The sequence below is a fragment of the Marinomonas sp. ATLA20 genome (assembly GCF_057180105.1).
In genome coordinates, this window is the sequence record NZ_JBXUKU010000001.1 from 423,494 (window position 1) to 437,008 (window position 13,515).

The 13,515-nt window shown below is 46.5% G+C and carries 10 protein-coding genes; 2 read left to right on the forward strand and 8 right to left on the reverse strand.

The features are described 5' to 3' along the window. Positions 1 to 23: 23 nt before the first annotated feature. Together AC2A4J_RS01835 and AC2A4J_RS01840 are read right to left on the reverse strand one after the other, a co-directional pair. A complete protein-coding gene (locus AC2A4J_RS01835; RefSeq protein ID WP_484174674.1) occupies positions 24 to 1,676 on the reverse strand; it encodes a diacylglycerol kinase family protein in 1,653 nt (550 codons plus the stop codon). 135 nt (positions 1,677 to 1,811) lie between these two features. Next, a complete protein-coding gene (locus tag AC2A4J_RS01840; protein ID WP_255827490.1) occupies positions 1,812 to 2,681 on the reverse strand; it encodes a LysR family transcriptional regulator in 870 nt (289 codons plus the stop codon). Between the two features lie 133 nt (positions 2,682 to 2,814). On the opposite strand from AC2A4J_RS01840, the gene AC2A4J_RS01845 reads away from it, so the two are divergent. Beyond that, positions 2,815 to 4,026, forward strand: a complete 1,212-nt coding sequence (locus tag AC2A4J_RS01845; protein ID WP_484174675.1) for an MFS transporter — start codon at positions 2,815 to 2,817, stop codon at positions 4,024 to 4,026. 35 nt (positions 4,027 to 4,061) lie between these two features. Here AC2A4J_RS01845 and AC2A4J_RS01850 read toward each other — a convergent pair whose 3' ends face one another. The 5 genes from AC2A4J_RS01850 to mtgA all read right to left on the reverse strand — a co-directional run bounded on the left by AC2A4J_RS01850 (position 4,062) and on the right by mtgA (position 12,049). Then, positions 4,062 to 5,990 (reverse strand): B12-binding domain-containing radical SAM protein, encoded by a 1,929-nt coding sequence (locus AC2A4J_RS01850; RefSeq protein ID WP_484174676.1) that lies wholly within the window; start codon positions 5,988 to 5,990, stop codon positions 4,062 to 4,064. Between the two features lie 135 nt (positions 5,991 to 6,125). Further along, the gene (locus AC2A4J_RS01855) at positions 6,126 to 6,539 is read right to left on the reverse strand and encodes a universal stress protein (protein WP_484174677.1); all 414 of its coding nucleotides are present in this window, start codon (positions 6,537 to 6,539) and stop codon (positions 6,126 to 6,128) included. Positions 6,540 to 6,725: 186 nt separating this feature from the next. Further along, the gene (locus tag AC2A4J_RS01860; RefSeq protein WP_484174678.1) at positions 6,726 to 7,856 is read right to left on the reverse strand and encodes a glycerate kinase type-2 family protein; all 1,131 of its coding nucleotides are present in this window, start codon (positions 7,854 to 7,856) and stop codon (positions 6,726 to 6,728) included. A 163-nt stretch (positions 7,857 to 8,019) separates the two neighbouring features. Continuing rightward, positions 8,020 to 10,995, reverse strand: coding sequence for an NAD(P)-dependent oxidoreductase (locus tag AC2A4J_RS01865; protein WP_484174679.1), 2,976 nt, complete (start codon positions 10,993 to 10,995; stop codon positions 8,020 to 8,022). A gap of 376 nt (positions 10,996 to 11,371) precedes the next feature. Continuing rightward, positions 11,372 to 12,049 carry a monofunctional biosynthetic peptidoglycan transglycosylase gene (gene mtgA, locus AC2A4J_RS01870; RefSeq protein ID WP_484174680.1) on the reverse strand — a complete coding sequence of 226 codons (678 nt, stop codon included), beginning with the start codon at positions 12,047 to 12,049 and terminating at the stop codon, positions 11,372 to 11,374. A 203-nt stretch (positions 12,050 to 12,252) separates the two neighbouring features. Here mtgA and AC2A4J_RS01875 point away from each other — a divergent pair, with 203 nt between their 5' ends. Next, a complete protein-coding gene (locus AC2A4J_RS01875) occupies positions 12,253 to 12,975 on the forward strand; it encodes a metal-dependent hydrolase (RefSeq protein ID WP_484174681.1) in 723 nt (240 codons plus the stop codon). A 33-nt stretch (positions 12,976 to 13,008) separates the two neighbouring features. On the opposite strand, the gene AC2A4J_RS01880 is transcribed toward AC2A4J_RS01875, so the two are convergent. Then, complete coding sequence (locus tag AC2A4J_RS01880) at positions 13,009 to 13,392, reverse strand: SpoIIAA family protein (protein ID WP_484174682.1); 384 nt, start codon at positions 13,390 to 13,392, stop codon at positions 13,009 to 13,011. Positions 13,393 to 13,515 lie beyond the last annotated feature (123 nt).

A 13,515-nucleotide genomic window follows, 5' to 3' on the forward strand; every position in this document is an offset into this window, starting at 1 on the left:
TTTATTAAATTGCTTATGCGCAACTAGTTTTGTTTTTCGCTAATAACCGACTCAGGAACGATGACACTTAAGGATTTAGGGCTAACGATGACTTCTAGTTTCTCTGCTTCGCGTTCTTCACCATCCACCACATAATGACCAACTTGACTGATATCCACGGTCACACGTTGTGCGGAACGATGAAAAATACCATTGTTACCTTCTGGTAAGTCGCTGTCTTCGTTTCTGTCGCCCATGCCAAGCATGGCCAATTCCGCTAAGTTCAATATCTGCATACGCTCAGGATCTAACCAAGTTAAATCCAGTTCGCCATCCATAATATTAGGCACACCTTTGCCTTGTGCTAACAAAGTGGTGATAGGTGCGGCGTTAGCAATGGTTAGGCTTGGTGTTTTGATGGTAAAAGGCTCATCGTCATTTAGCTGAATAGTAAACTCATGGACATCGTTCTGCCCAATGGCTTCCCATAAACCTTTCAAGTAAGCGAGCTGACCACTGGTATTCTTTTTACTGCGATCGGCTTTTTCAATCATTTGTTGTTCAAAACCAACGCCCGCCAGCAATAGCATTAACTCACCGTTACAGGTTGCTGTGTCGATACGTTGCTCGCAGCCATCAATTAGATTCAAGCAAATGGTTTCCAATGGCGCGATTTTTGACATGGTGCCGCACAATACATGACTTAACGCATTGGCGGTGCCAAACGGAATAATGCCCAGCTTAATATTAGAGCCCACCATGGCTGCAGCAACCTCGGTGACTGTGCCATCGCCACCGCAAGCAATGATCATATCCGGCGAGGCTTTAACTGCCTCTTTGGCTAATGCTGTGCCATTTTTCTCTGGTGTGGTGGTTTTCACTGTGACATCAAAATAGGCTGATAAGTATCGCAAAATGACGTCTTTTTGCTCTTCCCATTGGCGCGTCCCAGACACAGGGTTGGCGATTAACCAAGCAGAGTTATGCACCACTAACAGCTTATTATCCAAGGCACGTTTTAAATATTTAAACTGACGTTTGTTAAGCCGAGCTGTTTGACGGATTCCACGAATTTTATCCATGATGTCATCGGGGGACGACTTTGGGTTCTGGCTTAGTAAATACGCTGCCATCATAAATACCGAGCGACCACGCCCCAACGCGCAATGTACAACCACCGAACGCCCCGTTTTACGGTGAGTGTGTATCCAGTTCAGCGCTCGATGTATCTGTGTATCGGAAGGAACTGAATGATCAAGTATTGGAACGTTTAAATAATCGATATCAGTTTGATAAGACACCCAATTTAAAGAACTAAATTCTGCCGTTACATCTAAGACGGCATTGATGTTTTCGCTTTTAATTTGGTGAATATCAGAAGGAAATAAACGTCGAGCAAGGTACAAGCCTTCGTCTATTTTTTGCAACGCAGGAACAGAATCCGTGCTTCTTGCCCAGCTATTATAAAGTTGTGTGCTCCACAAAAACGGCATGAATACCCAGCGAATATAAACGGGTACCGAGCCATCGGAGCGTTTACGAAAAATAGTGGGTTTGTTAAGAAGGTAGGCAAGACTGACGGTGAAAAAAGACAAGGCGAACCATGCCCAAGCGAGCTGGAAATAAATATTGCTAGTCATAATAACCAGCAAAATAAACACGGCAGTGACCAATAAATAATAGTTTGGTTTAAACAATACAACTCTCCCTAGAGTCCAGCCATAGTGCAAACAGAGTAACATACTGTTTTTTAAAAGTAAGACAGTAGCCTGTAAAGGTACCGGCAGAAAAAAGAATCTCGCAATAAAATGCAGATTTTGAGCAGAATTGTCTTAGTATCTGGCACCTATCATGAGTGGATTAAAGATCGAGTTTTCGACAATGATTTTTTCTAAACGTCGCGTTGCCTCATTGGCTTTTGGTGATGTGAAAAGCGTCACTTCCATGTCTGGAAGAGTAGGCAAGTCCTCATAAATAGCCAAATCATCTTCTAAAGTATGGTAGGGGACAATACCAATTCCCACGCCAGCACGAACCGCTGCTAGAACGCCTGAACGGCTTTGGCTGGTAAAGGCGATGCGATAAGGAATCTTAGCATTGTCGAGTGCTTCACAGGCAAATTGACGGTGTTTGCAACCCTCTGCAAATACCACCAATGGCAGTACGCTTTGAGTATGAACAAAATGATTTTTTGGCCCAATCCAAACCAATTCGTCACGGCGCAATCGAACGCCGCCTTCGGTATCAGCCAGCATTTCAACTAAAGCAATATCAAGCTTGCCTTTGTCCAAAAGCTCCAGCAAATAATCTGGACGGTAATCACAAACCGCTTCTAGCTCTGCTTCCGGGTAGCTCAAAATGAAGTCCTGCAAAAGTGGAGCAAGCGTGCGGCTGGCGTATTGATCATGAGTTCCCAACCGAACCACACCGCTGATGTCCATATTCTGAAACGAACCCATAATTTGATCATGCAGATTTAAAAGCTGTTGAGCATGCGCTTTTAATTGCTCTCCGACAGCCGTTAATCGCACACCATGTTGACCACGTTCCATAAGTGGGTTGGCGATTAAATCCTCCAAACGATTGAGCTGCATACTAATTGTCGATGGCGCTTTGTGCAGCTGTTTGGCTGCTTCAGTCAGGTTTAGCGTCTCAGCCACCACCATAAAAGTGCGAAGTAAATTTATCGGTAAATCACGCATTGTTTAGTTTTCAATATAGTTGAACGTAGAGTTGAATATTTATCGATTTACCGAATAAAAGCAAGCCCCTAATATGGCGCCATTGATTGTTTTTTATACATGCCTTTAGAGGTGTTTAAGCAAGGAGTTTGTGATGCGCATTCCAATAACATTCGGCTTTAATCAGGTTATCAGTCACGGCTTTGGCGTTTTTTTGTTTGCGGCATTAGTGCCAATGATGCAAGGCTCTGTTGATATAAATAGCTGGCACCTCGCCCTTGCTGGGGCGTTGACACAAGTGTCTTATCTTGTTGGCGCCATGTTATTGGGAGTGATTGGCCCGCGTTTAGATTCGGGTCGATTGTTATTGATCACGGGTAGCTTAACCACGTCTTTGCTGTTTACCATGGCATGGCTAGATAATACGACAATCATGATTTTTGTTCTCACCGTGATGGCGGCGAGCGCGGCAATTAGCTGGGGGTCGATTGTGGAATTGGTCACTCGCTATGGTCGCCCAGATCGAACCGCAACCAACCTGTCTATTGCTTCAAGCGGTACCGCTTGGGGTTATAGCGTTAACGGTTTGATCATTTTACTGATTGTTCCACTATTGGGATGGCGTAGCGGTTGGATGGCTGCATCGGTGCTTGGACTGATTACCTTGTTAGTCACCTTTAGGTTGCTTAAAAGCGTTCGCTCTCAAGCACAGGATCAAGACATTGATGTTACTTTCGCAATGGGCACACGGCAGTTGTTTAAAACCGTATTGCGTGAACGCACTGCTTTTCTTGCTTGCTTGATATTGTTACTGGTTGGTGCATCAACCATGACGTTTACCACATGGTTGAATACCTATTTGGCGGAGTTATCTTTACCGCCAGCATTAGGGGGGTACACCTGGAGCATCATTGGATTAACGGGCATGATCGCAGGTTTCTTTGTTGGAAAGCTGGCGGATAAGAAAGGCCCTAGTGTCACGCTTTTGGTTATTTTTGGCATTTTTGCTTTAGGGTTGTTGGCTTTCACTTATCGCCCCGAGCAGTTTGTTATGCTTGCAGGCTTTGGTTACGGCATGATGTATTTTCCTATTTGGGGCATTATTGCTGGCTGGATAAGCAAACAATACTCTTCCAAAGCGACCATGCAGATCAACGGTATTGGCATGGTGACATTTGGACTGGGTGGTGCTCTTGGCAATGTCTTGGCGGGGATGATTTATGATGCGACTGGTAGTTTATCTAATGTGTATTTGTTGATCTGCGGGCTGGGTGTCGTACTGTTTGTATTAGCAATGTATATCTTCTTGCACGAGCGTCAATCCAATAAGCCTCGCTCTGACAGCTTCTTACAGCCAGAAATCTGAAAGTAGGAGGAGCTGTCTACGAATGATCGTCAGCTTTAATGGCTGACGATCAGGTCGTTCAAGGCTTTAGATATCAAATTCGGTTTTACTAAAGTCGTTTTCACTGGTTTATTAAACCAGAAGTCCATTGGTTGATCAAAACCGATGCCGTGCATGTAGTTGTAGAGCGCTTTTCGCAGTCCGTCGCCTAACATGTCATGATCTGTGCCTGTCGGGTCGGTGAAATCCACATCGTTTTCCGCGAACAAAATATCAGGGCGTTCAGCCAAGGTAATGCCATATTCGTCTGGATTAATACCAATTGGACTGTGCGCTGTGGCTGCAAATCGATGCCAAAAAGCCGATTGAAAGCAGCCTTCCGCCATCATCTGACGTACCATGTCTAATGCATCGATAGTTTCTTGTTCGGTTTGTGTAGGGAAGCCATACATCAAATAAGAATGCACCAGAATGTCCGCATCGCTGAAGGCTTTAGTGACACGAGCCACTTGCTCGACGCTGACGCCTTTTTTCATCAGCTTAAGCAATCGATCGGACGCCACTTCCAAACCACCACTGACGGCGATACAACCAGAATCCGCCAATAACTGACAACGCTCTGGCGTGAAGGTTTTTTCAAAACGAATATTGCCCCACCAACTGATCACCACGCCGCGTTCGATTAAGCGTCTTGCTAAGGCAAACAGCGCCTTTGGCGGCGCGGCTTCATCGACAAAGTGGAAACCCGTTTGTCCGGTTTCTTCGATCAGCTCTTCGATACGATCCACTAGAATATCGGCACCCGCTGCGTCGTAACGGTCGATATAATCCAGTGTCACATCGCAAAAGCTGCATTTGCGCCAGTAACAGCCGTGAGCAATGGTTAACTTGTTCCAGCGTCCGTCGCTCCAGATGCGGTGCATTGGGTTGAGCATCTCGCACAAGGACAAATATTCGGTTAACGGCAAGCCGTCGTAAATGGGCGTACCGACATCGGTTTGGGGAATATCATGCAGCTCGGCGTTTTCATTGTAGTGAACGAATGGTTCGCCATCTTCGTCTTCAGAGAGGAAGTAAGTACGCACTAACTCATCAATTTCGCGCTGGCCGTCAAAAAATTCCAGCAAGGTCATAAAAGGACGTTCGCCATCATCAAGGCAGAGAAAATCGACAAACTCAAACACGCGAGGGTCTTTCAGTGCACGCAGCTCGGTATTGATAAAACCGCCGCCCAATACCACAGGCAGGTCTGGATTAATGCTTTTACAGGTTTGTGCAATACGCAGCGCGCCAAGCATATTACCGGGGAAGGGTACGGTTAACGCCACGACGCTGGGTTGGGTTTCTTCCAAGTACTGCTCGACTAACTGTTCTAGAATCTCAGAGCTAAAGCTCGGCTCGCCCATCAATGTATTATAAAGATCATCAAAGCTTGGGTTGGCTGCGGCTAAACGCTCACCGTAACGGCTTACTTCAAAATACGGATCGACGCCTTGAGTAATCACAGCCGACAAATCATTAATAAACAAAGTCGCTAGATATTTGGCTTTGTCCTGCACACCCAGTTGACCAAAGGCGGTTTTCAGAATATCACCAGACACAGCTTCCATCTGTTCTATGGCATCAAACGCAGGGCCTTCTGGAAGAAAACGTCGAGATGTAATGCGCAGGGCAAGGCTGGAATCTTTGCCTTGTAAAAATCGAATAACGGGTTCAACACAAAGTCGATAGCGATCAAATTCTGCTAGAAAGGTAAAAATGGCATCGGGCAGTTCGTCGTCTTCAAATGATTCGAAGTTGTCTTCTACATGTTGGCGAATAATATCCAGCGCAGGGGCTGTCATCATCTCCAGGAATAACTCAATGGCAGGATCCCTCTGCACTGCTTCATAACCACGAGAGCGCAAAAAGCCAGTCAGATACGCCGTTGCTGGATACGGTGTATTCAGTTGCGTCATGGGTGGAGTCATCAGAAGAACGGTCATAGCCTGCCTTTGCACGTATTAGCGGATAAATAATGCGACATTCTAGCAGTAAAAGAAGCCAGAGCTCTGAAAAATAATACGGATGCTTTTCTTGTTTGAAAGGAGGGGGCGGTCATGCGCCCCCAGAGACTCCATTTAACGTACTAACAGTATTGATTTATCTGTATGGGACGCTAAAAAACTACCATGTGCATGGAAAATATGGTCCTTAAAGGTAGGCACATGTGACGCCATTACCACAAGGTCAACGGGATTTTCGTGGAGCCAATGATTTAGCGATTTGTCCAGATCAGCAGCGGGATCAGAGCAAGGAATGACAACCGCTTCGAACATTACGCCAAATGCCTTTTCTTGAATTTTTGCGTAAGTGTTTAATGTTTCTTCAAACTCTTTAAGGTTGTGTGCGACACCGCTCGGTGTCGATGCCGTAACGGCAAGAAGAAATACCTTTGATGAGTAGAGTTTGGCAAGGTCCCCAGTGATTTTTAACGCTTTATCGAGTTTATCTGTATGAGATAAATCCACTGGCATAGCGATACTTTGATACATAACAAGCCTCCTTTATTATTTTTTAGACTCCCCTTAAGGATAGAAGACTCTGGTTGAAAAGAATGGACTTATTTAGCAAAGATAGGTCAATGTTCAAGGACGCAAAACTGGTTTGTACTCTATTTAAGGTCTCCCAGCCAAAAGCCCAGTCGACTTGAGGCTTCTGGCTAGTAGTTTTGAAAATGCTTAGCGAATAATCGTAATCACAATATCCATGACATTGGTATTGGTTGGGCCTGTAATGAAAATAGCATCCTGTTCACGCAAGTAGGTACCTGCGTCAGCACGCTTAAGCGCGTCACGTACCGCATGCAGATCTTTTGCTGTCGAACCGTCTACAATACCGCCAGCGGCATCTGTGGGGCCATCGCTGCCATCTGTGCCAGCAACAAGGACGAGGATGTTATCCTTCCCCGCGATCTGCTCAGCAATGCCAAGCGCAAGAGCTTGGTTTCGACCGCCACTACCAGGGTTTTCTGGTAGTTTTACCGTTGGCTCACCACCAAAAATGTAAACACCCGGCACCGCATCAAGTAGTTGTTTGCCGATATAGCTAGATAATATTTCCACATCATCATAAAGCGATTCGTTATTTTCCATCACCGTATAGCCAAGTTCTAACGCTTTGGCAGCGGATGCTTGTCGGGCAACTTGGTTGGTGCCAATCAAGGCAACGTTGGCTGTAGAGGGGCAACGCTTAATGGAGCCTGTTCCTGAGCCGATGACACTAATGTCGTCGCCTTCAACATCTGAGATAGCCAATACACGAACGTCAGCGCCTTTAAAGCCTGCTAATAATTTGCCATCCTTCAGAAGAGACGTTTCTTTGCGGCGGGTATTGATCTGGCCGATATTGTAGCCAGCAGCCAGCATTTGATCTGTGAGCTTTTGCCAGTCAGCCAGTGATACGTCATCGGGTAAGGCTTCAGATAGCGCCGATGCACCACCAGAAACGAGCAGTAATAACTGACTACCAGATGACATTTGCGTCACAGTAGAAAGCATTTTTTGGCCAGCATCCAGTGAGTTTTGATCTGGCACTGGGTGTGCAGATTCGATAACGGTCACATTGTTGGCGTCCCACATAGCTTGATCTGTATGGTCGTATTTTGTGACCAACAGCGCTGGGCAGTTGTACTTGAGTGCGGCTAACGCGCCAGCACACATGCCGCTGGCTGCTTTGCCGACGGCTATGATTTGATCTGGCTGAAAGCCTTCAAATTCAGCGACGGCACGGTAGGTTGCATTGTACCCAGCAACGGCATCAATAGCGGCATTGAAAATAGTGACAGCAGATTCTTTATCGTGTGAGCTCAAACTCGTTCTCCTTATTTGCGTAACATGCCAATTACTTGAATCATGGCAGTGATTGCCTTACTAGCATATTCTTTTTTCGCGTAAAAAAAAGCCGCATCAACAGGACATATGTCACGGCGTTGATGCGGCTTATCGAGCTATCTATGTAACTAGATACTACTTATTATTTGCCGAAAGGACCTTGAAGACCGTTCTGAGCAAGTAGCGTACCGTAGATATTTGAGTTCAATACCATCATTTCCGTGTACTCTACTACCAATGCAGCACGCTTGTCGGCATCTTCTGTTGCGTTGATTGCGCCCCAGTACGCTGCCAATTGCGTTGCACTGTCTGCTAGTTGCTTGATCTGCTCAGCAGATAAGTTCGCAACCGAGCTAGCGTTCACTTTACCCACACCGTTTACTGTTTTAGCGCCGCCATCTGTGAAGCCAGCTGGTAGATCGCCTTTTAGGTTCACAACTTTACCGTATTGAATAACAGACAGTAGTTGATCAACCGCTTGCTTCGCACCTTCAACACGAGACACGTGCTCAGTGTCTGCCGCTGCGTGCGGTAGAAGCTCCATTTTGCCGACGTGTTTTTCGTAAATGTTACGGTACGGCACCATAGGACCAGACAATTCGCCAGTAGCTGGGTCTTTAAACAAATCCGCATCGATTGCTGCGTAACGGATTTGGCCGCTTGCTAGTGCTGCGTCTAGGGCTTCGATGTCAACCACTTCACCACGGTCGTAGTTTACTAGCACGGCACCTTGTTTCATTGCAGAGAAAACGTCTGCATTGATGATATCAGAGTTGCTGAACTTGCCAGTATCCGCGTTGAATGCACCTAAGCCAGTGTGTGGGCTAAGTACGTCAGCATCTTGTGCTGCTTCAACAATGCTAGAAGCGTAAGTGAAACCTTCAGACTCGATCCACTTCTGGTGAGCAGGGCGTGCGTAGACTGAAACCTTCATACCAAATGCAGCGCCTAGTTTCGCGACTTCACGACCGATGTTGCCGTAACCAACAACCGCAAGTTTCTTACCTTCAAGCTTAGTCGTTGGGAACTCTGCAAGGTTCTTGCCTGTATCAAAATCACCAGCCACAACGCGATCGTGCATGGCAGACACTTGCAGATCAGGAAGTACTTTAAGCAGCGCTTTCATCGCGGCTTGTGCGGTTGCACGAGAGTTGAAGCTTGGTGTGTTCATCAGTGGTGCAACACCACCTTCACCGTTACCGCCGCCCCAGCTAGCAGAACCCATGTTACCAGTACCCGCACCGATACGTACGCCACCTAGCTCGAACTTAGATTCCGCTGGGAAGAATGTCGCCGCCGCGATCACGGCATCGTATTGACCTTCGCCAGTTTCCGCTAGTAGCTCGTCTTCACGGCTTAGGCTTGGCTGGTAGAAGAAATGCACTTTACCTTTCGCAAGGTCGCCTGCTGCAGAAACAGAACCGAAGTGGAATTCACCGCCTTGAGACTCGATGTAAGCGGCAACTTCACTGCAATCAGCGTTGCCGTCAGCATCGAATACCATACCAACAAGATCAGCAATCAGTACTTTGTAAGCACGGTTTGCATCGTCTACACGTACATCGCCTTCAGCTGACGCTGATACAGCGCTTTCGAATGACTCGCCTTGTTCCGCTAGCAATTCTTCAAGAACCGCGTTTTTCGCACGTAGGTAGCAGTACTGGATGTTTTCTAGTAGCGCCGTGATGTCTTGTGAAGGACGGATACCGCCGATCCATGCACGGTAGTCGCCTGGCGTACCTGGGAATGCGTTTACGTAACGAGCAACGTCTAGACCTTTCTCATGCGCACCGTCAGTATGAGTTATGCCTTCGTAGCCAAGCATTTGCTTAGATTTCGCGATGATACGAGCGTGAACGTCTGCGTCTGTGATGTCACCGTCAGTCACTTTTAGAAGGGTTACCGCCGCACCACGTGAGTCCGTATTGGCGACGCCTAGTTCAAACAAATCGTTGCTGTTGATCCAGTCGTTTACTTGTACACGGTTCGCAGTAGAGCGAGCGTTTAGAGCATACACATCACCGATCATTTTTTCGTTGCGTAGAATCGCAAAAGTCGTTTCGGCAAAGGCTAGCGTGCTGAACGTGTTGATAATGCCGCCCAGCATTTGGTCTTTTTCGGCGTCGTAGATTGGACCAAGGTCCGTTGTTTTCTCGCTTGATAGAGGCTCTTTAGCGTCACGTGGCACAGCGATTTTAAGCTGACGTGGAATCGCCCAAGATGGATCTTTTTGGTTCGCATTGATGCGAGCAAGCGCTGGCTTAGTTAGAGAAACGATAAAGTAACCAGAAATACCACCGATTGCCTTTTGGAACGGCATAAATAGGTTACATTTCGTAAGCACACCGTCTACTAGTTCTTGCGACCAAGGCATCGCACCAAGTAGAGACGTCGCATCAATGACCGCATGATGTTCTTCTGGATTAGCATCAACCCAAGCAAGTAGGTTAGCAATCTCTTGTTCTGTGTAAGTGGTTGCGCCAGTTGTTTCATGGCCCACACCAAAGAATAATTTCACACCTTTTTCTATCAGGAAGTCTGCGCTTGGGATGCTACCTTCGCCTTCAGCGAAAAGAATACGGCTTTCGTCACCGTTCGTCGCGTAGCGTTGTAGCTCAGTTAGCTGAGTTCCCCAAGATTGGCGGAAGAAACCACCGGCTTTACCTTCAACTGATTCTGGCTTAGGTGTATCAACGAAGACGATCTGAGACGGATCGTTTGCTGTCATCAAATGAAGCGCTGCTGCCGTGAAACCACTGTGACCACCGCCTAGACCAACCGCCATGCTGTTCGCTTTAGGGAAGCCAAAGTAGCGGTGAATTTCACGCATCATGTCATTTAAGACTTTATCAGCAGGGTAGCCACGGTGCATACCACGACCGATTTCTGCGGTAGTGAAACTACCAATACGATTGCCTTTATCATCCAATTTTGGGTAGTTTGCTTCTATCCATGCATCGAATTCGAAACGTAGTTGACGCGCATCGACTTCATTCTGAGTCATATCCGTAATAGGACCCACACCGAAGAACTGGTTGCTAGTCGCCTGAGGAGCGCCATTTTTAGTCAGAGAAAGCGCACTGGCGCGAGCGGACTTAAGTTGCTCAATTGAAGTCATTGTTCATTACCTGCAAGATAGTTAAATACGTATGCTCTGGCGTTGTGGCTATTCTAAAACCGGACAAGGGGCTCACTGTCTTTTTTATCCCCCATAGATACTGCTTACATCCATGGCTGGCACCCTAACAGAGCATTGCTTCTTTGTTTAAACACAAAACGACATAAGAAAATCTGTATAACATTCGTTCTAGTGCAGGAGTGTAAGCTTGTTCAACGACACAAAAGTGTTCTGAAAACGCCAAAATAATGCGTTTCTCCTACACATGGACGTATTCCATCGACTTAAAAGCAAAAAAGCGCACTTTATGGCGCAAGGGGAAGGAGAAAACGAGTGGAATGCTCGTATTAGAATGGTGAAATACGAGCGTTAAAGATTATTCAAGAATGGGCTTCAAATAGTCCGGGCCAAGTTGCTGCATTTGCTGTTCAACCCAGGCCACTCTTTGACGAAGGTAATAGGTTAAATTATTAGGATTTCGAGTGCGTGGGCTAGGGAGCATTATTGCCAATTTAGCGGCTTGGTTCATGGTGAGTTTGTTGGCTGAGCGGCCAAAATAATGCTGGCTCGCGGCTTCGACACCATAAATGCCTTGCCCAAACTCCGCTATGTTCAAATACACCTCGAGAATGCGTTTTTTACCCCAAAGTGTTTCAAGGCTCACGGCAAAGCCCGCTTCTAATCCTTTGCGAATAAAACTTCGACCAGACCAAAGGAAAAGATTCTTCGCGGTTTGCTGGGTAATCGTGCTCGCACCACGAAGACCTTGTCCATCATCGTATTGGTCAAGCGCCTTACTTATCGCGGTAAAATCAACGCCGAAGTGATTGGGAAAGCGTTGGTCTTCAGAAGCAACCACGGCGAGTGGCATATAGGGCGGTAGCTTATCAATGCTGATCCAATCTTGAGTGACCGGATAAGGACTTTGCAACATAAACGCTGTGGTTGGTGGCGGTATAAAGCGAAACACCAGTAAAACAAGAATCAGCAATAGCAAAGCACGCCAAAGAATCGTCCAAGCTTTTTTGAAAATACCCTGTTTACGCTTTGCCATTTATGCTCTCTTAATTATTCGAACGAGGCTTTCTAGCCCGCGACAACCAAGAGTATAAACAATAACAGTGGTAAATCTTTAATGAATCTTTAGTTTTTGCTACGCAGACTCTATACCTCGATTCCTGTAGCATTTGCCCACCAAAATTTTACCGTCCGCAACATCGGATTTCACCTTACATCATAGCAATAGGACATTGCCAAATGGCCGACTTTAAAACGCACGTTACTGTGGCTGCCATACTCAGCGCACCGTTGGCAGCCAGCGCCTTTATTATGGGCTTTGCCAATATGAATGAGGCCATTTTTTACGCCTTGGCTGGCACCCTTGGTGGATTACTGCCTGATATCGATGCCGATGATTCTGCCGCTATTCGTCTGATATTTCGGCTCTTTGGCGCCTTGGCTGGTGGTCTGGCGATTGCGTTTGGAATGGATAAACTGATCCATTGGCAGGTACTCGCCTTAGCGATTATCAGTTATTTAGTTGTGCGTTTTCCGATTCGTTGGGCGTTTGAGCAATTCACCATACACAGAGGTACGCTGCACAGTCTGCTGGCTAATATGATGTTTGCCATGCTTGCCGTTCCTATTACTTATCACTTGTTCGCTCTTGAAGCGAAAACTGCTTGGGGTATTGGTGGTTTTATTTTCTTGGGTGCGACCATCCATCTCATACTTGATGAGCTATACAGTATTGAACTGTCTGGCATGCGCATCAAACGCTCGTTTGGCACCGCGATGAAGCTCACCGATTGGGGGGAGCCTTTGGCGTCGCTGGTGTTGGTGCTCTGCTGCGTTGTGGGTTATTGGTTAAGCCCAAGTGCAGAGGCTTGGCTAACCGTCTTTACTTGGTGGCCGGAGAACGTACAGTTATCAGACTGGTTTACACAAGAGCTAAACGAATTACGTCAGCTTTGGGGTTAGAGGGATAAATGGGGTCATAGGATCAAGACTGGCTTATGAAGACATAACCCAGTCTGTCGCTTCTTTCTTACGCTTGAACACCTTAATGTCTGCAGAGATAAACCAGCTAATCACACGAATGAATCTATTTTGCCAACGGCTTTTTCCGTAGATGGCAATGCGATTGAATTCACCGCCCAGTCGCTGACTTAGTAAAAACTCGGACCAAGCGCTTTTCATGCTCCAGCCTTCAAACTCACTAATATCCACCAACAAACCCGCATAAGGGGAATGGATAGTGTACAGCGCCGCCTCTAGCTTAGGCGTGATGTTTTCAAAATCCATGTCACTTGGGTGACCTGAGGTTTTCACATTGAGTAACAGCTTGTCGTTATAACGCTTTGCATTCAGCGAAACACCATTTGTGTAAGTAGACATAATTAGCTCCTAAAAAGCGCTTATCGATAGTGTTACTTTAGAACAAAATTGCCAGTAGGAAAGTTGATTAACTCAGCATAGATTGTCAGCAAGCAGCCTGTTGTTTGCGCTTTTTGCTAAAAG

Excerpts from the sequence above, each read along its gene's own strand:
- AC2A4J_RS01840 (WP_255827490.1), bottom strand. The coding sequence starts at position 2,681 with ATGCGTGATTTACCGATAAATTTACTTCGCACTTTTATGGTGGTGGCT.
- AC2A4J_RS01845 (WP_484174675.1), top strand. The coding sequence starts at position 2,815 with ATGCGCATTCCAATAACATTCGGCTTTAATCAGGTTATCAGTCACGGC.
- AC2A4J_RS01850 (WP_484174676.1), bottom strand. The coding sequence starts at position 5,990 with ATGACCGTTCTTCTGATGACTCCACCCATGACGCAACTGAATACACCG.
- AC2A4J_RS01855 (WP_484174677.1), bottom strand. The coding sequence starts at position 6,539 with ATGTATCAAAGTATCGCTATGCCAGTGGATTTATCTCATACAGATAAA.
- AC2A4J_RS01865 (WP_484174679.1), bottom strand. The coding sequence starts at position 10,995 with ATGACTTCAATTGAGCAACTTAAGTCCGCTCGCGCCAGTGCGCTTTCT.
- mtgA (WP_484174680.1), bottom strand. The coding sequence starts at position 12,049 with ATGGCAAAGCGTAAACAGGGTATTTTCAAAAAAGCTTGGACGATTCTT.
- AC2A4J_RS01875 (WP_484174681.1), top strand. The coding sequence starts at position 12,253 with ATGGCCGACTTTAAAACGCACGTTACTGTGGCTGCCATACTCAGCGCA.
- AC2A4J_RS01880 (WP_484174682.1), bottom strand. The coding sequence starts at position 13,392 with ATGTCTACTTACACAAATGGTGTTTCGCTGAATGCAAAGCGTTATAAC.